Source organism: Occallatibacter riparius, assembly GCF_025264625.1.
Lineage (GTDB): Bacteria > Acidobacteriota > Terriglobia > Terriglobales > Acidobacteriaceae > Telmatobacter > Telmatobacter riparius.
On sequence record NZ_CP093313.1, the window covers coordinates 158,122 to 177,423 of the forward strand.

The 19,302-nt window shown below is 57.5% G+C and carries 20 protein-coding genes; 12 read left to right on the top strand and 8 right to left on the bottom strand.

The features are described from left to right. Positions 1 to 137: 137 nt before the first annotated feature. Positions 138 to 2,213, top strand: a complete 2,076-nt coding sequence (locus tag MOP44_RS00540) for an autotransporter outer membrane beta-barrel domain-containing protein (protein ID WP_260793940.1) — start codon at positions 138 to 140, stop codon at positions 2,211 to 2,213. 86 nt (positions 2,214 to 2,299) lie between these two features. Here MOP44_RS00540 and MOP44_RS00545 read toward each other — a convergent pair whose 3' ends face one another. From MOP44_RS00545 to MOP44_RS00560, 4 genes are all read right to left on the bottom strand, one after another. Next, on the bottom strand, positions 2,300 to 5,299 hold the full coding sequence (locus MOP44_RS00545; protein WP_260793941.1) for a serine/threonine-protein kinase: 3,000 nt from the start codon (positions 5,297 to 5,299) through the stop codon (positions 2,300 to 2,302). A gap of 488 nt (positions 5,300 to 5,787) precedes the next feature. Next, on the bottom strand, positions 5,788 to 5,922 hold the full coding sequence (locus MOP44_RS00550; protein WP_260793942.1) for a hypothetical protein: 135 nt from the start codon (positions 5,920 to 5,922) through the stop codon (positions 5,788 to 5,790). 150 nt (positions 5,923 to 6,072) lie between these two features. Next, on the bottom strand, positions 6,073 to 6,426 hold the full coding sequence (locus MOP44_RS00555; protein WP_260793943.1) for a response regulator: 354 nt from the start codon (positions 6,424 to 6,426) through the stop codon (positions 6,073 to 6,075). A gap of 410 nt (positions 6,427 to 6,836) precedes the next feature. Then, positions 6,837 to 7,052 (bottom strand): hypothetical protein, encoded by a 216-nt coding sequence (locus tag MOP44_RS00560; RefSeq protein WP_260793944.1) that lies wholly within the window; start codon positions 7,050 to 7,052, stop codon positions 6,837 to 6,839. 696 nt (positions 7,053 to 7,748) lie between these two features. On the opposite strand from MOP44_RS00560, the gene MOP44_RS00565 reads away from it, so the two are divergent. The 3 genes from MOP44_RS00565 (at position 7,749) to MOP44_RS27945 (ending at position 9,646) form a co-directional block, all read left to right on the top strand. Continuing rightward, positions 7,749 to 8,027: a helix-turn-helix domain-containing protein gene (locus MOP44_RS00565; protein ID WP_260793945.1), complete on the top strand. Its 279-nt coding sequence runs from the start codon at positions 7,749 to 7,751 to the stop codon at positions 8,025 to 8,027. Then, positions 7,999 to 9,237, top strand: coding sequence for a type II toxin-antitoxin system HipA family toxin (locus MOP44_RS00570; RefSeq protein ID WP_260793946.1), 1,239 nt, complete (start codon positions 7,999 to 8,001; stop codon positions 9,235 to 9,237). The genes MOP44_RS00565 and MOP44_RS00570 overlap by 29 nt, the downstream gene beginning before the upstream one ends. A gap of 100 nt (positions 9,238 to 9,337) precedes the next feature. Then, positions 9,338 to 9,646: a BrnA antitoxin family protein gene (locus MOP44_RS27945; RefSeq protein ID WP_390905461.1), complete on the top strand. Its 309-nt coding sequence runs from the start codon at positions 9,338 to 9,340 to the stop codon at positions 9,644 to 9,646. Positions 9,647 to 10,313: 667 nt separating this feature from the next. Here MOP44_RS27945 and MOP44_RS00575 read toward each other — a convergent pair. Then, positions 10,314 to 11,969 (bottom strand): alkaline phosphatase family protein, encoded by a 1,656-nt coding sequence (locus MOP44_RS00575; RefSeq protein ID WP_313901041.1) that lies wholly within the window; start codon positions 11,967 to 11,969, stop codon positions 10,314 to 10,316. A 478-nt stretch (positions 11,970 to 12,447) separates the two neighbouring features. Between MOP44_RS00575 and MOP44_RS00580 the strand changes: the two genes are divergently transcribed. From MOP44_RS00580 to MOP44_RS00590, 3 genes are read left to right on the top strand one after another with little or no spacing between them, the layout of a single operon-like run. Then, positions 12,448 to 12,687: a hypothetical protein gene (locus tag MOP44_RS00580; RefSeq protein WP_260793948.1), complete on the top strand. Its 240-nt coding sequence runs from the start codon at positions 12,448 to 12,450 to the stop codon at positions 12,685 to 12,687. Next, positions 12,684 to 12,911, top strand: coding sequence for a PQQ-binding-like beta-propeller repeat protein (locus tag MOP44_RS00585; RefSeq protein ID WP_260793949.1), 228 nt, complete (start codon positions 12,684 to 12,686; stop codon positions 12,909 to 12,911). The genes MOP44_RS00580 and MOP44_RS00585 overlap by 4 nt, the downstream gene beginning before the upstream one ends. 34 nt (positions 12,912 to 12,945) lie before the next feature. Next, the gene (locus MOP44_RS00590; protein WP_260793950.1) at positions 12,946 to 13,818 is read left to right on the top strand and encodes an NmrA family NAD(P)-binding protein; all 873 of its coding nucleotides are present in this window, start codon (positions 12,946 to 12,948) and stop codon (positions 13,816 to 13,818) included. A 461-nt stretch (positions 13,819 to 14,279) separates the two neighbouring features. Here MOP44_RS00590 and MOP44_RS00595 read toward each other — a convergent pair whose 3' ends face one another. After that, a complete protein-coding gene (locus tag MOP44_RS00595; RefSeq protein ID WP_260793951.1) occupies positions 14,280 to 14,453 on the bottom strand; it encodes an AraC family ligand binding domain-containing protein in 174 nt (57 codons plus the stop codon). Between the two features lie 407 nt (positions 14,454 to 14,860). Between MOP44_RS00595 and MOP44_RS27950 the strand changes: the two genes are divergently transcribed. Continuing rightward, a complete protein-coding gene (locus MOP44_RS27950) occupies positions 14,861 to 15,151 on the top strand; it encodes a dienelactone hydrolase family protein (protein ID WP_390905462.1) in 291 nt (96 codons plus the stop codon). A 69-nt stretch (positions 15,152 to 15,220) separates the two neighbouring features. Here MOP44_RS27950 and MOP44_RS00600 read toward each other — a convergent pair whose 3' ends face one another. Next, positions 15,221 to 15,622 (bottom strand): VOC family protein, encoded by a 402-nt coding sequence (locus tag MOP44_RS00600; protein ID WP_260793952.1) that lies wholly within the window; start codon positions 15,620 to 15,622, stop codon positions 15,221 to 15,223. 199 nt (positions 15,623 to 15,821) lie between these two features. On the opposite strand from MOP44_RS00600, the gene MOP44_RS00605 reads away from it, so the two are divergent. Both MOP44_RS00605 and MOP44_RS00610 read left to right on the top strand, forming a co-directional pair. Continuing rightward, on the top strand, positions 15,822 to 16,397 hold the full coding sequence (locus MOP44_RS00605; protein ID WP_260793953.1) for an IS110 family transposase: 576 nt from the start codon (positions 15,822 to 15,824) through the stop codon (positions 16,395 to 16,397). Between the two features lie 13 nt (positions 16,398 to 16,410). After that, positions 16,411 to 16,920, top strand: coding sequence for a transposase (locus MOP44_RS00610; RefSeq protein ID WP_260793954.1), 510 nt, complete (start codon positions 16,411 to 16,413; stop codon positions 16,918 to 16,920). A 197-nt stretch (positions 16,921 to 17,117) separates the two neighbouring features. Here the strand turns inward: MOP44_RS00610 and MOP44_RS00615 are convergent, their stop codons facing one another. Continuing rightward, positions 17,118 to 17,534 (bottom strand): alpha/beta hydrolase, encoded by a 417-nt coding sequence (locus MOP44_RS00615; RefSeq protein ID WP_260793955.1) that lies wholly within the window; start codon positions 17,532 to 17,534, stop codon positions 17,118 to 17,120. A gap of 178 nt (positions 17,535 to 17,712) precedes the next feature. Here MOP44_RS00615 and MOP44_RS00620 point away from each other — a divergent pair, with 178 nt between their 5' ends. Beyond that, on the top strand, positions 17,713 to 18,819 hold the full coding sequence (locus tag MOP44_RS00620) for a carboxylate-amine ligase (RefSeq protein ID WP_260793956.1): 1,107 nt from the start codon (positions 17,713 to 17,715) through the stop codon (positions 18,817 to 18,819). Between the two features lie 108 nt (positions 18,820 to 18,927). Further along, complete coding sequence (locus MOP44_RS00625; RefSeq protein WP_260793957.1) at positions 18,928 to 19,284, top strand: nuclear transport factor 2 family protein; 357 nt, start codon at positions 18,928 to 18,930, stop codon at positions 19,282 to 19,284. Positions 19,285 to 19,302: the final 18 nt, after the last annotated feature.

The following is a 19,302-nucleotide window of genomic DNA, read 5'->3' on the forward strand; positions in this document are numbered from 1 at the left end:
GATGTTGGCCGTGATTTGCCTTTGCTTCTTGTCGCCTTCTCCGCATCTTTTCCGATCTCTCAGACAGGAGCGTCTATCGCGCCGCGAGGCGAGGTGGGATCTGCTCCAACTGAACGAAGCAATAACGGAGGTTTGTCGTGAAAGTCGTCTTGAGCTTGATTGCAGCTTTACTGCTTTCTTATTCACTGAGTGCAGAGCAAGGAGATCCGCAATGGAGCGGTGCCGTGCCGCGGATGTTGAACTTCTCGGGGAAGGCGCTGGGTGAGCAACGCCAACCCATCTCAGGCGTCAACAGCTTCAGCCTTGCCATTTACAAGGATCAGTTTAGTGCCGATCCACTGTGGTGCGAGACGCAGAACGCCACCGTAGATGTCGAGGGCAACTACAGCGTACAACTGGGTGCGGCCAGCCGTGATGGTTTGCCGGTGGAGCTATTCAGCTCGGCAGAGCCCCGCTGGCTTGGCGTGAGCGTGAACGGAGGCAGCGAGCAGCCGCGCGTTCTGCTGCTCAGCGTGCCGTACGCGTTCAGAGCGGCCGACGCGCAGACGCTGGGCGGGTATCCGGCATCGGCTTTCTTGCTGGCGGGGTCAAATGCAGCTGCCGGCGCTGCTGGTTCATCGAACGCATTGCCTAAGGTTGCATCGACAGCACCGTTGCCCGTGACTACCAGCGGAGGCAAACCTAATGCTTTGGCAAGATTTGATGGGCGCTCTGACATCGCCAACTCCCAGGTCTTCGACACTGGAACGAATGTAGGCATTGGTACCAGCGTGCCCTCAGTGAAGCTGGACGTGAATGGCGCCACCGTTATCCGCGGTGCCTTCCGACTCGCGCCCACCGGCACAGCGACGGTAGCGGCCGGCAACGCCTCGCAGCCGCAGAGATTCAGCGCTTCGTCATTCAACAGCGCCACGAGTGCTGCAGACTTGCAGACTTTTCAGTGGCAGGCGGAGCCAACCGGGAATAACACCGCAACTCCCTCCGCATCGATGTCCCTTTTGTTCGGCTCTGCGACCGCGACGCCGGCAGAAACTGGCCTATCGATCTCCAGCAATGGAATCATCCAATTTGCGGCTGGGCAGACCTTTCCGGGCAGTAGCGGAAGCGGCACGCTAACCAGCGTGGGGCTTAGCGCTCCGGCCTCTGATTTCGTGGTGAGCGGCTCTCCTGTGACCACCAACGGAACGCTGAATTTCCAGTGGCTGGTTCCGCCAAGCGATCAGAATGTGCCCGGCAGCATAGTCAAACGCGACGCGTATGGCCGGTTCAGCGCGGATACTGTCAACGCGGTCACAGCCGTCAACTCGGCACAGATCAGCGGCATCAACAGCAACCCGGTGAACTACTATCTTTCACCCATCGTCGGAGTGAATCAATCCTATGGTGATACCGAGGGCATTGGCGTGGCCGGAGTCGCCCAGTCCCAGCGGGGAGCGGGCGTGTTCGGGCGCAACACCGGCGGGGGCCCCGCCGTGCACGGCGAAACCGGAACCGTCAGTGGGCAGGGTGTCTGGGGCGAGAGCTTCGCAAGTCAAATCTCCCCGAGCGGATTCGGTCCGGACGGAGTTGATGGTTTTTCGCACAGCCCATTGGGATCGGGCGTGGCGGCCGTCAACTATTCAAACGGAGATGGACTCTTCGCGCAGAGCAACGGTGGATTCGCCGCATACTTTCTTGGCGACGTGTACGTGGACGGTAACCTCTCCAAGGCTGGCGGTTCCTTCAAAATTGATCACCCGCTCGATCCCGCAAACAAATACCTTTACCACTCGTTTGTCGAGTCGCCGGAGATGATGAATATCTACAACGGCATCGCAACGACGGATGGGCAGGGACTAGCCGTAGTGCAGATGCCGGAGTGGTTCGAAGCTCTGAACCGTGACTTCCGTTACCAACTCACTCCAATTGGCCAGTTCGCGCAGGCGATCATCGCCGGCAAAATAGAGCACAACACTTTCACCATTCAAACGGACAAGCCCAACGTTGAAGTTTCCTGGCAGGTAACCGGAGTCCGCCATGACGCATGGGCCAATGCAAACCGCATTCTCGTGGAAGAGATGAAAATCGGCAAGGAGCGCGGCTTGTACTTGCATCCTGAGCTCTTCGGCGAGCCTGCCGAGCGTTCCATCGCGGCTTCTCGCCATGCCATGGCCGCAGACGTGAAGAAGGGAGAACTCCGTACCCGGCCGCTTACCTCGGGTGATCGGCGCTGAAATATCCGGAACGTCGCGACTGAAAATGCTCAACGGCGCTATTTCGCCCAGAGAAAGCTGGTCTGGAGGATTGCGGCGTTCGTCTGTCAGTGGTCAAAATCATCGATCATCCAGGCGTTCGCCTCGACAGTGTTGGACCAGATTACAAGTCGCTTGCCATCCGGCGAAGGTATGGCCCCTAGGTAGTCTGCGTCGCGATCCTGAAAGACGGGCCGAGCTGCACCGTCTAAATTGACACGGGAGACGGACGCGCCGGAGGGTGTCAAGGCCGAGACAAACAGTGCCTCAGAATCAGGCGCCCAGTTCAGTTCGCCGAGATCGCTCTGGCCCTTCATGATGATCGTCTTCGTGGGGCCGCCACTCATCGGCACAAGTTTCACCCAATTATCATGCCGCTTCATGATCGCGATGGTCAGGCCGTCGGGTGCGAGTTGCCAGAAGTAGTCTCCGCCGAGATGAGCGTTTGTACCGGGCTCGACGGGAATTCTGAGCGCTTCATGTTTTTCGCCGGAGCCGGGGTCGAATCGAGTGATGACGAGCTCATTCGTGGCGGACGCCGCATCGCCAAACACGCAGAAGTTCGCTTCGACGCCGGTGCACCAATACAGAATGAATGCTTGGAAGGTAAGGAGTACGCGCACGTTTTCTCCGCTGGGCTCGGCAGTGTAGAGAGCGAAGTCTCTGCCGTTCGGGGATCCCTCTAAGAGCAACGCGGCTCGATTGGGTGTGAGCCGTGCCAGGTAGAAACTCATGGTCGATGATTTCGTGACCAGCTGCGCCGGAGTTTTCTGGTCGATGTTCCTTCTGTAAATCAGCCTTTGGTCCGATCGTTTGGAGGAGAAGATGACTTGCTTTGAGTCTGGAGTCCACGCGAGTGGGATGTTGACGTTTTCGTCCGCATTAAAGGGCTCCCAACTGAGAGTGCCGACTCTGTCCGGCGCCAGTTGGGCGACGGACATCGTGATATGAGCGCCACCTCTCAGAAACGCGAGATGCCGGCCGTTGCTGGTACTGCTGAAGTCAAACGCGGCGAAACCGGACCAGTCGGTTAGAACGCGAGGCTGCCCTCGCGGTACGCCTTTCTCATCCACCCTCATTTCGAAAAGCTTGTCGGAATCGGTCCCTCCGGGATCGGTCGTGCGTGAATAGATCAGACGCCCCGGTGTGGTCCAGACAAAGCCATCCAGACGCAGATCTTTCACCGCGGTGGTCACGTTCCGGCCCTCAAGATCGCAGCTCTTCACGGAGACCTCTCTTGCATCTGAGCTGTGACTGAAGTAGACGTACCCAAGCCGCCGTCCACCAGGCGCCCAAGCAAGGCCGGAAAAACTGGACTGCGGCCCGGCGGTTTGAATCAGGTGGGGAGACTCCCCGTGTGATCCCATCAGCCAGAGTTCGCGGGCGCCAGTCTGAACGCGTACACGGGTGTACGCGATGGTGTTGCCATCGGGCGATACCTTGGGCGAGCCCCAGAGTCTGTCGATTGAGGCGACCTTTTCATCTCCATTCCCGGTGAGCGAAATGGACCAAAGAGAAACCGGCATCTCCGGTTGGGAGAGAGCAACCAGAAATCTTTTGGAGTCCGGATACCATCCTGCAAACAACTTCTTCGCTTTGGCATTGAGCAGTTCGCTGGGAAGAGCAACTGCGACGGGGGCGTCCGTCCCGAGCGATTGCAGATGGATTCCAGTGGCGTCTGTATAACCCAGATACGCGCCATCAGGGGACACGACGGCGCTGAGTACAGGTAAGTCTTTGGGATTAGCGGTCAATCGTCGCTGCTTAATTTGAGGCAACGCCGTGGATTTTGGAGAATAGAATCGGCTCGCAACGCCCACGCCGATGACCATCAACATCATGATGGAGAAAGCCGCGGCGACACGGCCCTTGTGCCGGCGCAGGTATTTGCTGGTTCTATAGGCAAACGAGTCTGGCCGCGCACTGACGGGCCTACTGTGCAAATAACTATGCAGATCATCAGCTAGGTTGGAGACTGTGGGATAGCGCTCGCGCGGATCTTTCTTGATGCATTTTGCAAGGATGATATCGAGGTCGCCACTAAGCGCGCGGCTCAAGTTGTCGGGGGTCGTGCCCCGGCGAGCGGCATTGGTTATTGCCACCCCAGAATCATCAGTCTTGCCCAGTGCGGCATCAGAGGGCTTGACCGGGTCGGTTTCCAGAACGGCCTTGATGAATTCGGCGGGCGCATGCGTGTCTGCTGCAGTTGGGTGACGCCCAGTAAGCAACACGTACAGCAACACTCCCAATGCGAATATGTCTGTCGAGGCGGAAATCTGCTGACCCGTGAGTTGTTCGGGAGCAGCGTAGTGGGGAGTCAGTACCCGGCCAGCTTCGCCCGTGAGTTGCGGCACGTTCCCGCTTTCACCGATGTCCAGCAACTTGGCGATCCCGAAATCAAGTAGCTTCGCCTCTCCATCCTTTCGGACCAAGACGTTGGAAGGCTTGAGATCGCGATGTACTACGTGCCTGGAATGCGCGTGTTCAACGGCCTCGAGCACATCCAGGAAAAGCCGCACGCGCGCATGAACATCCAGGGTCCTCTCATCGCAGTATCGGTCGATATCGTCACCGCTGACGTGCTCGAGGACGAGGTATGGTTGCCCGGTGTCGGACACGCCCGCGTCGATCAACTGTGCAATATGAGGATGCGTGAGGCGACCGAGAATCAGACCCTCTTGCCTGAATCTTTCTCCGCCGCCTTTGCCGAGCAGGGAGATGTTCAGAAACTTTATGGCGACTTTCCGTTCGAATCGACCATCATTTCGTTCTGCCAACCAGACGGTTCCCATCCCGCCGCGACCGATTTCGGAGATCAGTCGATAGGCTCCGACCGACCGTCCAGCTAATCCACTTGATGGGAATGGCTCTCCGAGAGGAACGTGGAGAAACGCTTCCGACGCCAGCAACCTGCTGCTCTCGAGAAGTCGATGCAGTTCATCAGCCAATGCAGGGTCTTCCGTACGAAGGGAGGCGAGCCATGTCAGGCGTTCCTCGTCCGGCATCTCGAGCGCCTGTTCCAGGAATGGACTCAGGGCCCGCCATCGATTGGGATCAATTCCGGGCACAGCGCTTCCTCAGCGTGAAAGATGAGAGCGAACGCTCTGGAACAGGTAAAATCCGGCCCTTGTCCCGCCTTTCTCGGCAAACTGCGTTGGCGACGTGTGCACATCTTACATGACGTGTCCTCTTTTCCCAGCGGCTTGCGGTGGCCAGAGAGGGAGCAAAGCCCCAACTTCCGGAAAACTTCGGAAGGGGAGCTGTATCCCAAATCGTGCAAGCAACATAGTAGTTTTTGTATAAACTGCCCAACCCTTCAGAGTTTGGTCCAAGCGGGTTCCCGATCCCTGGTCTGCCGTTCCCGGTGAGCGCGAGTCAACTCCAATGCTGTGCAAGCGGGTTCGGGTTCGCAAGGAGCAGGACCCAACATTCATGGTCATCAAGGTTGACCACGAGGCGCGCACTGTGAACCTTGTCTTGTCAGTGGATCGACGCGGGTACTGGACAATGTACCTTTCGCTGAGTTGGTGAGAAAGGGCTAGTTATCTATGGTCCTTTATGGCTTGCGCGCAGAGTCCAAAGTGGCTGCAACCTCGCGCTGTGTAGCGGGTTGGAGATCGGCGGCGTCGAAGATTTCGTCTTTGAGCTTCCCCGCCTTCGAGCCAGCGGCAATATATTCCGGCTTCGTCAATGCCGAAGATGATCATCGCTGGGCCACCCGATTTCAGACGAACGCAGATTCCGGGATAGAGGGTCATAGGCACGCGTGTCCTTGGCGATTCCTGGCGCGAGCAGCGGAACGTCGGGCGCTAGGCTTTCGCAGCACAGTTGGCGAGGAAGGTCAGAAGTTCGCTCGGGTGAAACGGCTTCGCGAGAACCTGGGGCGTGGTGTGTCCAGTTGATTGCACAGCTCGCTGGTGTCAGGGTGGCCGGAGATGAGCAGCACGGCGCAATTCGGGTCGCGGTCTTTGAGCCAAGCGGCGAACTGGACACCATCCATCCCGGGCAGCATCACGTCTGAGATAACCACCTCAGGACGGAACTCTGGGAATATTCCTGTCGCTTGCTCTGCGCTGTGGGCAATGCAGGCGGAGTGGCCGTTGCCCTTCACAATCATGGCGAGCGTTTCCGCGATGGCTTCTTGGTGGTCAACGATAAGAACGCGGAGGGCCCGGGATTCGGAACGCAGCATCATCGGCTCGAGGGTTTGATATGGGGCCCGGGCCTCAGCTTAGCACCCGGCGAGGTGGCGGGTTAGTTGGGGAATACCCTAGGCGCGCGGATGATCAGAGCAGATAGCGGGCGGTCTAGTCTAACAATCAGGGTGAAAGATGCAGCAGACGGCAAACTGCTCGGAGAGCACTTCTTCCATTTCGACAGGCATTTGTGACCGTTGGTGTTCAGCTTCGCGGCATTGAGGTATTCGCGAACGGGCGCCGGCGGCAATTCGTGACATGGTCCAAAGAGGCGCGGCGCTGAACTGGGGTTCAGGTCGAATGGATGGGAGTTCCGAGCAAGAGGCCCCTACCAAGATCGTTGGAACGTACACCTATCTAAAGCAGGGCGCGGCGGTCTAGGCGTGGCCGGGCTCAGCCGCGCATGAGCCTAGACGCCATGAGCGTCCGGGACGGACAGTCGCATCATGCCCGACACTGCGGCTGGCAAATAGCAGATCGGACCACGTTCAATACGCTGTGATGTCAGAAGGCGGTCCAGTTCTCGAATAAGCCTGTCGCTACGCTCGATCATGACGAGGCTTGAGGCGATGGCACGGCGGGCGCGCTGGCGATGCTGGCGCGGCGCGATTCGAGCGCCGCGCATCTTTTGAGCATAAGGCCGCGGGAGGTCACAAGCGGGTCTTTCATTGCTGATTTCTCTGAGTTTCCGGGGGCGGATGTTACAACCATCGCACGGAGAGGCCCGCTTGTGACCTCGGCTGAACCCTAGATTTCAGGGTTCTCTCGAGGAAGCGTCAGAACCTTGGCGCGGTGAGGCGGGCGCGCTTCGCGAGAATGGATGACTGTGCACGATGGTTGAGCCGTCATCGTGGCTGGTAAACGAAACGGAGTTGGAGCCGCCGGACGCAAAAGCGCCTCCGAACTCATCGGCAAGACCGTGCGCGAGAGCCTGCCCAAGATTGGCACCCAGCCTTCCATTCATCTCCTCTACCGGACCGGAGAACCCTTCTTCGGCAGCGAAATGGAAGCGACACTAAGGGGCCGAGACGGGGCAACCGGATGAAGGATGATGCTCCGGCGATCCACTTGGCCGTACAGTCGCCTTCGCGCCCTTGTGCTGCGCGGCTCGTGAAGTGTTTTTACGAACGTTAATCCACTTGCCCTTAAAACGGGGCTAGGATTTCGCGATCCACGTTGACGCAAAGTCGCCATGTCGCGGATATGACCGATGATGTCCCCTAAGGCGAGGCTTGCAGTTAATGTTCGGCGCGTAATCATATTGCCTCTTACATGAGGTAAAAATTGGCCCATAGCGGGAAAAACCTTGTATATTAGGTATGTGCTGCCCTTGATTCAGATCGGCGAGATCGTTGCTACGAAACGTAGAGCGCTTGGTTTGAGCCAGGCTACGCTCGCTAAACAGGCGAGAGTCGGCCATTCAACACTGGACGCATTGGAGAATGGCCGAATTGGCGAGCTCGGTTATTCGAAAATAACCAGAATTCTTACAGCACTCAGCCTTGAGCTGACGATCCAGGAAGCAGCGAACCACCGCCCCACTCTGGAAGAGTTGATGGAAGAGGACCGCGATGATCAAAGTCTGGACCGACGGCGCTGAAGCCGGCTTGCTTGATCGCTCCGGACAGCGCGGCACCACATTTCTCTATCAACCCGGAGCCCCTGAGCCACGCGCCGTCTCTGTGACGATGCCCATGCGCCTAGCTTCATGGGACATCTCGTATGGAATCGCACCCATTTTCGAGATGAACCTTCCCGAAGGTGTACTGAGAGAACGCTTGCGTCTTGCTTTTGCGAAAGCAATCGGGACATTCGACGACTACGATCTGCTGGGCATTGTTGGCCGATCACAGGTGGGCCGCATTCGCTATACCGGGCAGGAAGAATCTCTCGCTGAGGACGTTCCCTTCCAGTCCGTGGACGAAATCCTCTCTCGTCGACGCCAAGGTAATCTCTTTCACCACCTCTTGGACAAGTTCGCTTCCTTCTCGGGCATCAGTGGCGTTCAGCCAAAGTTCTTGATCCGGGATGAAGATGCCTTTTCAAAAGCTGCATTCAATGGAGCGCGTCTGTCCGAAAGCTATCGCGGCGCGACACATATCGTGAAGTTCTGGGAGGAGCGAGAGTATCCGCAACTCGCAGCAAACGAGTACTTCTGTTTGAGAGTCGCTGAGAAGTGTGGCCTTGATGTACCGCCTTACCGACTCGCAGAGGATGGTGCGGCACTTGTCGTCGATCGATTCGATCTCCGGGCCGACGGCAGCTATCGAGGGTTCGAGGACTTCTGCGTCCTCAATGGCAAGGGGACTGACAAGAAGTACAGTGGCAGCTACGAGACTTCAATACTTAAGCGATTCGCACAATTTGCCAATTCGCCGCGTGTCAATACCGACCTGGAAAAGCTATTCACCCTTATCGCACTCAGCTGCGCCCTCCGCAACGGAGATGCTCACCTCAAGAACTTCGGCATCGTGTATGACGATGTTCTCAACGAAGCTCGCCTCGCTCCCGTGTATGACCTCGTGACAACATCGGTTTACATCCCAAAGGACGGGATGGCTCTGACGTTGAACGGAAGCACGCGTTGGCCCACCGCTCGAGAGCTTCAATTGCTCGGCGAAACTCGCGCAGCCTGTACTCCTGCTCAGGTAAGAGGTGTGCTGTCACGCATTGCGGAGGCTATCGAGGAAACTTCCTCGCAGGTGCAGAAGTACATCAAGAATCACGCCGCATTCGCTGATGTTGGCGAGGGGATGCTCAAAGAGTGGCGTAGAGGTATCGCGGAGTCGTTGATCCCTCGCCCCTCATAGTCTCGGAGGCCTCGCTCTAAGCGAAAGCAACGCGAAGGACACGAGGCAAACAGAACTAGGAACAAGTGGCGGAAGGCGAAGCCTTGAAGAGTCTAAAAAGATGGATGTAAACAAAGTAGCCCGTGCAATCGAAGTAGATGCTGGGCACGCGTTGCCAGGGCTACGTGAGTCGCTGGCACAAGCGAACAGTGGCCGGTTTCAGCACGTTCATACGCCTGAGCAGATCGTAGAACGCCGTCGCGGTCGCCGCATGGGAAGAAGAGGGGAGCTAGCTAAAGAGGTGGTCACAATCTGGTTGGATACCGATCTGATCGCTGTACTCCATGCAAGCGGCGACGGATGGCAAACGCGCGTCAATGATACGCTGCGCGCCTCTTTGTCTTTGTGTGGAAAGATCGCTCCCTCGTAAAGCCGAGTGCCCATAGACGGAAAGAAGCGCGCCTAGCGGTTCAGCGACCGTCTCCACGTCGACCTCACCCTTGCGCCGGGCATCCACACCGCGGCTTCTTCGAAGTCGGTGCCAGCGACCTCCACATCAAGAAGAAGATCTACATCACCGTGCCCTGAAGCAGCGCACCCCATCCTGTGCGGGTGCGGTTGACCCGATGGGTTCCAAAGCCAGGGAGAGGATTGCGAAGGCGCAGCGGAAGCGGTGGGCAGCACAGAAGAAAGCTGCAAAGTGAGCGTCGCGCCAGCTAATGTTGCCGGCGATGGAATCAAGGGTTAGCGCAGGCGCGTATCGGATTGGCACCGAGCATCGCCGCAAGGTTCGACAACGGGTTCGATTTGATGTTGCAGAGCGGGCAGTGGTGCGCGATAGACGAAATGTCGTGAGACGCCCGTGCACCGACTTCCCCTACTTCGTTCAATTGAAGCGGAACTCCCGCTGTGGATTGCGATCACCTCAAGTCGGCGTGCCGATTCCTTGCCTTTTCCCTCGTAATTGGCAGCAATTTGAGAGGTCAAAGCTGGAATGATGTTCTGCAAGCGAGGCGAATGAACGCTTGCAAATACGATAGGTATGGCTGTTCGCCATCCAGATGCAACAACGCTCGATGAGTTCAGTAGCCCGTGGCTCACTGAGCGGCCGGAAAGCCATATTGATTAGCTAGGCTCGCAATGAGGAACCACTCATTCTGCTCGCCGCCGGGTACGGGATCTTCGGGCGTTAATCCGGAGGCGCACACACCGCCAAACGGGCCGACGGGTACAGCAAAGACAGGAGCGTTCAAGTCCGGATGGTCAAAATTGAGTATGGCCGCCAGATTATTTGCGGAGGCGTCCCGCACCGTAAGCGGAGCGAGGTTCCATCGCCATTCAATGAGCTTCAACAGAGAGGTGTGATCGAACTCGCGCCGGCCCAGCGAGTGCCTTCGTGCGAAGGGCGAGATGATCAGCGCAGGCACGCGGAACCCTAGCCGGCCATCGCTCCCCACAGCGGCATCCGCCGCCGGGATCGGACCAAGAGGCGGAGCTACATGATCAAAGAACCCGCCCCACTCATCGAATGTCATGATGAGAAGGGTATTTTGCCATGCCGGGCTGCTGGTTACAGCGGTGTAGATCTGATTGAGAAATGCTTCGCCGTTGCGAATATCCGCGTGAGGATGGTCGTCGTTGGAAGTGCCACTCGCCTCGTCGATGAATCGCGGGTCTACGTAAGAAACCTGGGGAAGCATCCCGATCTCACACGCGGCAAGAAATTCGGCATAGGGGCGCGTTATGCCCAGGTACTTCGATCCCCAGAGAGCGGTAAACGGGACGTCGTTGAAGAAGTACCGGCCATCAATTCCGGCGGCGGCAAGGCGGTCCCAGATTGTCGGAAGCGTCGACAGATTTGTGCTTTGATCGAGACGATCGGTCTGAGCGGCGTGCATGTAGAAACGATTGGGATAGGTGGGCGCAAGGATCGCGGCGAAATAGTGATCGCAGGTCGTCCAGTAAGTCGCGGCCTGGCTCAAAAAGCTGAGGTCGCTCGCCTCATAGTAGCCGATGGGAAACAAATCGTTTGTCGCGGCGCGAAGCCAGCCGTCGCACCTACCCCCGTCAAACTGGATACGGCCACCGGCATAGGAGTGGTCGGGATCGGCCAACGCACAGTTCTGGTAGTCGGTGAGATGGTAAGTGGCATGGGGCTGCCCTGATTTGTTGAGATAAGTGAGACCGGCCTGCTTTCCGTTTGCATGCGGCAGCCAACCCAGGACGTGATCGAAGGAGCGATTTTCCATCGCCACGAAAACAATGTGTTCGATCCCAGAGTTGTGCGGGGAAGGCAATGCGTGCTCTTCTTCCTCGAGAAGGAAAGAGGAGACCGCCCCAGCATTAGCCGCTTTAGCCAACGACGCCGCACCCAATGTACCTAGAAACCCGCGCCGCGATATCTTGTGCATAAGGATTATGCCCTCGTTAGGTGGATGGAAAACAGCGGCGGTTGGTTGGCCGGTCTCTAATGCACCTAAGGTTCTTAGAGGGCAACTAACGACGCAACACCGCCCGGCTACTCGACCAGAAGCTCGATGCCAAGACGAAGCAGGGATATGCGATGAAAATGAAGGATGGATCCATGTTCGTGTTCGCGGGCTTACGCTCCTGCGCGTCCTTTGCGAAGCGAAGGAACTCGCTGGAGTCGAGCTCCTAGCGTGGTGCCCCGGATAGCTCAAGGGTGGCGGCATGACTTTGCGGCTTACCGGTGCTGGGTGAATCATTTTTCGATGAGGAACTTTGCTGATCATTCGCCCATGGCCGACAGCTGGGACCGTCTGCCGTGAACCACGGCGCGGAGTCTTCGGTGTATTACTGTCGGCGCGCCTGAGCGCCACGCTGTAACTCGGAGAACGTCTCACCGCCGAAGAATTTCACATTCTCGGACCTTGCCCCTTCCCTCCCCCTCATCCGTGCCGAAACCAGAGCCCGGGCTCGAAGCCCCCAAGCCCGGTGCCGGTGCTGCCCTTCCATCGTGTGATCTGGACGGCAAGCGAAGATCTTGATCGAATCCTCGTCACTCAGAATGGCATCGGGCAGCAGCGCAAATGTTGACAGGCTGGATTTCGCCTCGATAAGATCCGCTGCGAACTTTCAAGGCTTTCAGCGCGCTCACGGGGTGGCAGACTGCTGCTTTTCAAGTCTCTGTCGAGTGCGGGATTCGCCGGCGGGCTACGATCTCAGCGAGTGCAATTCTGCATTAACGAGCAGCAACCCACAGGAGCGGCAGTGCGCAAAGTTCGTCTTGTTATCTTTGCTTCCGTCATTTCTCTTGGCGCGGCTGCGTTCGCTCAGATGGGCCAGTGGACCACCTTCGGGCATGACCCGCAGCGCTCAGGCTTCACAGACGAAGAGCATGCATTTTCTCCGGCAAACGTGGCATCCATGTGGTTCGAATGGAATACGACCGTACCGAATCAGCCACTCTCGATGAACGGCCTGACTGCTCCCTGGTGGTGCGAGGCGTGAAGTCTACGCGGGGTCACAACAATCTCGTCATCGTGGCAGGCAGCTCGGATCACCTTTGGGCCTTGGACGCCGAAACTGGCGAGCTAGCGTGGAAGGTGGATTCCAAGCTGCGTGAACCACGGCCCGCGAATTGCGATTGGCTCTGCCCTAATGCTCTGAACGCTACTCCGGTGATCGATCCGAACAAGTCGCGCGTACAACAGCTTCATCAACAGCCCAAATAGGTCAGCGAGCATCTCAAAAGACTGAGGAACCAGCATGTTGATCGTTTTTGGAGCTTCAGGTCACATCGGCAATGCATTGTGCACGCGCTTATTAGCGCAAGGCAAACAGGTACTCGCCCTCACTCGCGACGCACAGAGGGCTGAGCAGTTCGTGAAGCGCGGAGCGGAAGCGGCAATCATTGACGTTCAGGATACAGACGGATTGCGTTCGGTTCTGCGCAGAGGTAAAAGAGCTTTTCTCCTCAACCCTCCTGCTCCGGTCTCTTCCGACACCGACAAAGAGGAACATCGAACCGCAAGAGCTATTCTCCAAGCGCTCCAGGGAGTTTCTCTCGAAAAGGTGGTTCTTCAGTCTACCTATGGTGCGCAGCCTGGAGATTACATCGGAGATCTGAGCGTCTTGTTCGAACTTGAGCAGGGTCTCCGGCGACAATCGACTCCGCTCTCTATACTGCGAGCCGCGTACTACATGAGCAACTGGGATCAGATGCTCACGCCAGCGAAACAGGGAAAACTGCTGACGATGTTTCCTGCTGATTTTCGCCTTCCCATGGTCGCTCCGGATGACATCGCAGCCGCCGCGGCGGAATTGTTAACTGCGCCGCCGGAACCATATGCAATTCACTACGTTGAGGGACCAGACATGTACACACCCTCCGACGTAGCGAAGGCTTTCAGCGCATCGCTCGAGCGAAGCGTCGAATTGGATGTGATCCCTCGCGAAAAATGGGAACAGACGTTTCTTAATCTTGGCTTCTCGCCAGAAGCGGCTCTGTCTTTTCGCCGAATGACGGCGTTAACGATCGACAGCGGCCCTGAGAAACCACGGTCACCCCGCAAAGGGCGAACTAGCCTGCAGGTTTACGTTAGAGATCTCATCATTCGTTCTGAAATGAAGAGCAAATGAACGACGACCGGCTACCTCGCGCGATTTGCCCCGGTCCAGAAAATCAGCTGTCGAATACTGGACAACTTGCGTTTCCGGCCCAGGCGGCCGGAAAAGGTGAGTGGCGATTTATCGTCCAGAATGGGGCCTTACAACCTGACGCCGTCTTGATTGGGCGTTCCGTATTTACTAGGGAGTCGTGCAGAATCGCATGACTTTTGTGTGGCATTTAGTCTTTCGCTGTGCCCACAGCATGAGTGGCAGGAGCACCAAGAAGACCGCCTACACTTTTGGGTAGTTGGTTCAGCCGCGGCGCAAGGAAATTGTGCAGAGCCTTGATCGGATAGCTGCCACTCCCGTGTTTTCCGAAGAGGTACGCGAGACATTCCACAGTCGCTCCTCGCAGGTCAGAGAGCTAGATGGTGACGCCACAATGCAATCTACACAGGATGACTTCCGACGGACCAAAAACTCATCCCTGATTACGGACGCGTTGTTTCGATTCCACCTTTGAAGTCCTCACCGATCTCTTCTTCCGCCGCTTCTGGGTCGAGATAGATCATCCTCCATTTGCGCGGCTCCCTATCGATGGCGGCGCCATCGTGTACCTCGCCGGGATTCATGCAGATCACATCTCCTGGAGCTGCTTCTGCCACTCCCACCTCGCTCCAAGAACGGTGCCCCCCAGGCCGTCGCGGGTGAGTAATTCGATCCATTGCCCACAGGTTGAAGGGACCCGTGCTGGAACCGCAGCCCCTCGTCGGAGAAACTCTGGCAAAATGATTTCGTGACAACAATCGCAATCTTTCATTCTGTTCTGGGGCTTCGGCCGGTGGAACGGGAAGCGGCAGAGCGGTTTCGCTCTCGACGGTATCAGGTGCTCTGCCGAACCTCTACGCAGGCAAACGCACTGAATCGATCGATGAAGGATTTCAATTGATGGCCGAGATCGGGTGGTCTGCCATCTATCAGAGAGCAACCGAAGCGATCAAAAAGCTACCCGGTTCATCTGTACTCGCAGGCTTCTCGATGGGGGCCGGTGTGATCCGGCAGCTTGTGGGGAGTGCGACCTGAGAGCACAGCAATTCTCCTGTTCCATGGCCTTGCTCCGATCCCGACGGATGTTCGGCCTGGGTTAAAGGTGCAGACCCATTTGGCGGAGGTCGATCCGTTCGTTTCCGCCGAACAAAGAGCCCTATGGGCTGAATCGGCACAAGCGGCTGACCTCTGGATCGAGAACCATAGCTATTCAGATACAGGCCATTTCTTTACAGATTCCAACTCGATCGACTACAACGCCCCTGCCTCGGAACTCGCATGGAAACGAGCCTTAGATTTTCTGGATCGACTGTGATCAGCTTGCACGGTAATCGAGGTCTTGAAGGAATCTATCGAGCGATTACGACTTCAGCGCGAAGGAAGCTCAGCGCAGCGGTTGGCCGATGCCAAGCAGATTTCCCTCACTGTCTTTGAACCAGGCGCCCCTCTCACCGATCCCCCTGCTGGGATAGTTTCCTGCGATTTCAGCGATTCCATTCACGGTCTTAAGACCGGGAAGATCGTATGTTTCAAAAACGACGCCACGCGCCTTGAGTACTGCCATGGTCGCCTCGATATCATCAACTTCCCAGCCCATCTGGGTGTGGCTGCCCGATGCTTCTCCTGAAGATTCGAACAACACAAAGAAGCTGTTGCCGCTCCGGTAACGAAGGCCGCCGGGTCGCTGCTCAATTGGCTCCATGCCTAACTTGTCTGAATAGAATTTGCGAGCACGGTTCAAATCCCGCGCTGGGAGCCGGGTAGCCACATCACTCTCATTAAGCATCTGCACCCTCCTATCGCCAATTCCATCATCAATTAGAGGCCGCAGATCACGTGCCCGCTTTGTTGATATGAAGATCGCTGTAAAGCATCCCATTCAATTGTTGACTTCAGATGGGATGAGAAGGCCGGTCTCCGGCGGGATGCGTTAAGCTCCCAAGTTATCGACGCGCTCGAGGGCGCATGAGATAAGGAGACCGGCCATGAAGAAGGCTAGCACTACGGCATCGCGCCGGAGCGGAAAACTGCCCGATGGACAGCTGACCATCGGGCTGGATCTGGGTGATCGATCGAGTTTCTACTGTGTCCTGAACCGAGCAGGCGAGGTGATTCAGGAGGAGAGAGTCCCAACCAACCCGGAAGCGATGAGGAAGAGGTTCGAGAAGATGCCAGCGAGTCGGATCGCGCTGGAAACGGGAACGCATTCGCCGTGGGTGCGTCGACTGCTCACGGAGTTGGGACACGAGGCGATCGTGGCGCATTCGCGTAACGTGCGTCTGATCGGAGAGAGCCGGCGCAAGGACGACCGGCTGGACGCGCAGGCTTTGGCCAGACTGGCCAGAATCGACCCGAAGTTGCTCTCGCCGATCCAACATCGTAGCGCCCAGGCGCAGGCAGATCTGACGGTGATCCGGGGCAACCTGCAGTTGCGGACCCAACTCTTCAGTCGTAGACGAACCGAAGCCCTTCGGGTTGCGGCCGCGGATCCGCTCTCCAAAAGACTTCGTCAGCCTCGTGCCGCGCAGACCAGCGCCGTTCTTGCGCGGACTAAGGCGTAGCGCGCTGGCTCCCATGCTGAGTGCCCTTGAAGCGATCACCGCCAGGATTAGAGAGTACAACGTTCAGATCGAAACGCTGGCGGAACAGAGCTATCCGGAAGTCGCGCTGCTCAAGCAGGTGAAGGGCGTCGGCACGCTGATTGGGTTGACATACGTGCTGACGCTGGAAGACCCAAGGCGGTTTCGAAAGAGCCGCGATGCAGCCTGTTACGTGGGACTGCAGCCGGGCAGACGGAACTCCGGGCAGAGCGAGCCTCAGCTCCATATCACCAGGGAGGGAGATTCCTATCTGCGCATGGCGCTGGTGCAAGGAGCACAACACATCCTGGGTCCATTTGGAGAGGACTCCGATTTAGGGAGATGGGGACTGAAGCTGGCGGAGCGTGGAGGCAAGAGAGGCAAGAGACGGGCGATTATCGCCGTCGCACGCAAGCTGGCGGTACTGCTTCATCATCTCTGGATCAGCTGCGAGGAGTATGAGCCGCTTCACAATACGGGAAAGCGCAGACCGGTAGCGGCATAGTTCAGACAGGAAGCTTGAACGGAGCGAGGGAGTGCAAGCTCCTGATGCTCTCTCCGAATTGTTTCGGGACTGACAGCGAACACAAACTCAATCTTCGGTGACAGCTCTTTCAGAGCTCGAGACCGCAAATGGATGTCTAGTTCTGCAAGGATGCCCTATTCCGCTGACTCTGACCGGCATCCTCCCGGCTCATGCGCTCAATGGGGGTCTTGCGCGCCTCTGAACGATCGGAGAGGTAAGAGCAGATTGCCTTTTGACGGCCAGTCGAAGGTAATGCACTGGCCAAGGCCATCCGGCCCATCGAACAGCGTCGTTGCCACCTTCTCGTAGCGCGTCATTACATCGCTCCACGGGTTGTTGTAGCCATGTACGAACAAGCAGACATGCTTTTGCTCGTCAGGAGGTGTGGGGATGCCATCTTTGACGACTGGCGGGAACGTGTTCTGCACCACTTCCACCAGTTTCTTACGGAAATCATCCGAACCAACCGGCAGCCAATCGGCCGCCGAGGTCGAAGTTCCGCCGTCGCGAAGCACGCAGTAGCTGAGGGTTCCCATATCGCCGCCAAATTGGCCGTTTTCCTGAATGGTCCGATTCGTGATCAGCCAGCGCACACGTGCCTCCTCGTTCAAGGGATGTTGGGGAGTGTGACCCATCTTAAGCCGCCATCCGCAGCGATGCACAGAAAAATGAAATGCGCCTTTCTATTCCCTACTGCCTATTCCCTACTCCCCGTCTTCTACTCCCCGCTTCTGTACAATGTGCCCAAGCTGTTCCCTTACAGGAGCCCCCATGCGGCCGTCCTTCTCGCTCGGAATCGAAGAAGAGTACCAGACCGTCGACCCTGTCACGCGCGATCTCCGCTCCCACATCGAAACCGAGATGCTCGCGCAGGGCAAGATGCGCCTCGAAGAGCGCGTCAAGGCCGAGATGCATACCTCTGTCGTCGAAGTCGGCACCCGCGTTTGCCGCAACATCCAGGAGGCCCGCGAAGACATCTACGACCTGCGCCGCCAGATGATCAATCTCACCGAGGAGCACGACCTCAAGCTCGTGGCCGGCGCCACGCACCCATTCGCCGACTGGCGCACCCAACAGATCTACCCCGACCCGCGCTACCACCAGGTCGTCAAGGACCTCCAGCTCGTAGCCCGCGCCAACCTCATCTTCGGCCTGCATGTGCACGTCGGAATTGAAGACCGCGAGATGGCCATCCGGCTCATGAACTCCATGCGCTACTTCCTGCCACACATCATGGCGCTGGCCACCAACTCGCCCTTCTGGCTCGGTCTCAACACCGGCTACAAGGGCTATCGCGCCAAGGTCTTTGAGAACTTCCCCCGCACCGGCATTCCTGACGCCTTCTCCAGCTACTCCGACTTCGACCAGTACGTGCAACTCCTCGTCAAAACCAACTGCATCGACAACGCCAAGAAGATCTGGTGGGACATCCGCCCGCATCCCTTCTTCAACACCGTCGAAGTTCGCGCCTGCGACATCCCGCTGCGCGCTGAAGAGACTGTAGCCATCGCCGCGCTCATCCAGGCCACGGCGGCTTACCTATGCCGCCTGCACGAGAGCAACCTCGACTTCCGCCAGTACGCGCGCCCTCTGCTGATGGAGAACAAATTCCGTGCCGTGCGCTACGGCCTCGACGGTAAGCTCATCGACTTCGGCCGCCAGGAAGAAGTACCGCTGCGCGACCTCATCGAGGAATACCTCGTCCTCGTCGATCGCGAAGTCGACGAACTCGGCAGCCGCGAAGCCATCGAAGGCATCCGCAAGATCCTGCACACAGGCACCGGCGCAGATCGCCAGTTGAAAGTCTTCGAAGAAACCAACGGCGACCTCAAAGCGGTAGTCGACTACATGATCCAGGAAACCGCCGAAGGGCTTTAGCTATCACGGGTCGATAGCCTCCTGAGTCATACCGGTCGCATACTGCTGCTCTCCTGTAGCATCGGATCAGCCGTGCAGCCATATCGAACCTGGAGGGGAGAAGAATCAGTGACGAGAAACGAGGCATTGAACCTGGCCATCCATTGGATCGCGGCATGGAACGCCCATGACCTGGACCTGATCATGAGTCATTATGAGGACTCGGTGGAGTTGACTTCGCCCGCTGCCGCCCAGTTGTTAGGCACGCCGGATGGCACCGTGAAGGGAAAGGCAAATTTGAGAGCTTACTTTCAGCGAGGGCTGGAAGCCTACCCTGAGCTCACCTTTCACCTTGAGAATGTGTTGGCGGGTCTAAATAGCGTCGTCCTTTACTACGCGAACCAGAAGAAGACACATACGGCAGAGTTCATGGAATTTTCAGCGAGTGGAAAAGTGGCTCGAGTCATAGCCCACTACAGCGCGTAAACAGAGAGATCGCGCATA

Excerpts from the sequence above, each read along its gene's own strand:
- MOP44_RS00555 (WP_260793943.1), bottom strand. The coding sequence starts at position 6,426 with ATGATGCTGCGTTCCGAATCCCGGGCCCTCCGCGTTCTTATCGTTGAC.
- MOP44_RS00560 (WP_260793944.1), bottom strand. The coding sequence starts at position 7,052 with ATGCGCGGCGCTCGAATCGCGCCGCGCCAGCATCGCCAGCGCGCCCGC.
- MOP44_RS00570 (WP_260793946.1), top strand. The coding sequence starts at position 7,999 with ATGATCAAAGTCTGGACCGACGGCGCTGAAGCCGGCTTGCTTGATCGC.
- MOP44_RS27945 (WP_390905461.1), top strand. The coding sequence starts at position 9,338 with ATGGATGTAAACAAAGTAGCCCGTGCAATCGAAGTAGATGCTGGGCAC.
- MOP44_RS00575 (WP_313901041.1), bottom strand. The coding sequence starts at position 11,969 with ATGATCAGCAAAGTTCCTCATCGAAAAATGATTCACCCAGCACCGGTA.
- MOP44_RS00590 (WP_260793950.1), top strand. The coding sequence starts at position 12,946 with ATGTTGATCGTTTTTGGAGCTTCAGGTCACATCGGCAATGCATTGTGC.
- MOP44_RS00600 (WP_260793952.1), bottom strand. The coding sequence starts at position 15,622 with ATGCTTAATGAGAGTGATGTGGCTACCCGGCTCCCAGCGCGGGATTTG.
- MOP44_RS00605 (WP_260793953.1), top strand. The coding sequence starts at position 15,822 with ATGAAGAAGGCTAGCACTACGGCATCGCGCCGGAGCGGAAAACTGCCC.
- MOP44_RS00610 (WP_260793954.1), top strand. The coding sequence starts at position 16,411 with ATGCTGAGTGCCCTTGAAGCGATCACCGCCAGGATTAGAGAGTACAAC.
- MOP44_RS00620 (WP_260793956.1), top strand. The coding sequence starts at position 17,713 with ATGCGGCCGTCCTTCTCGCTCGGAATCGAAGAAGAGTACCAGACCGTC.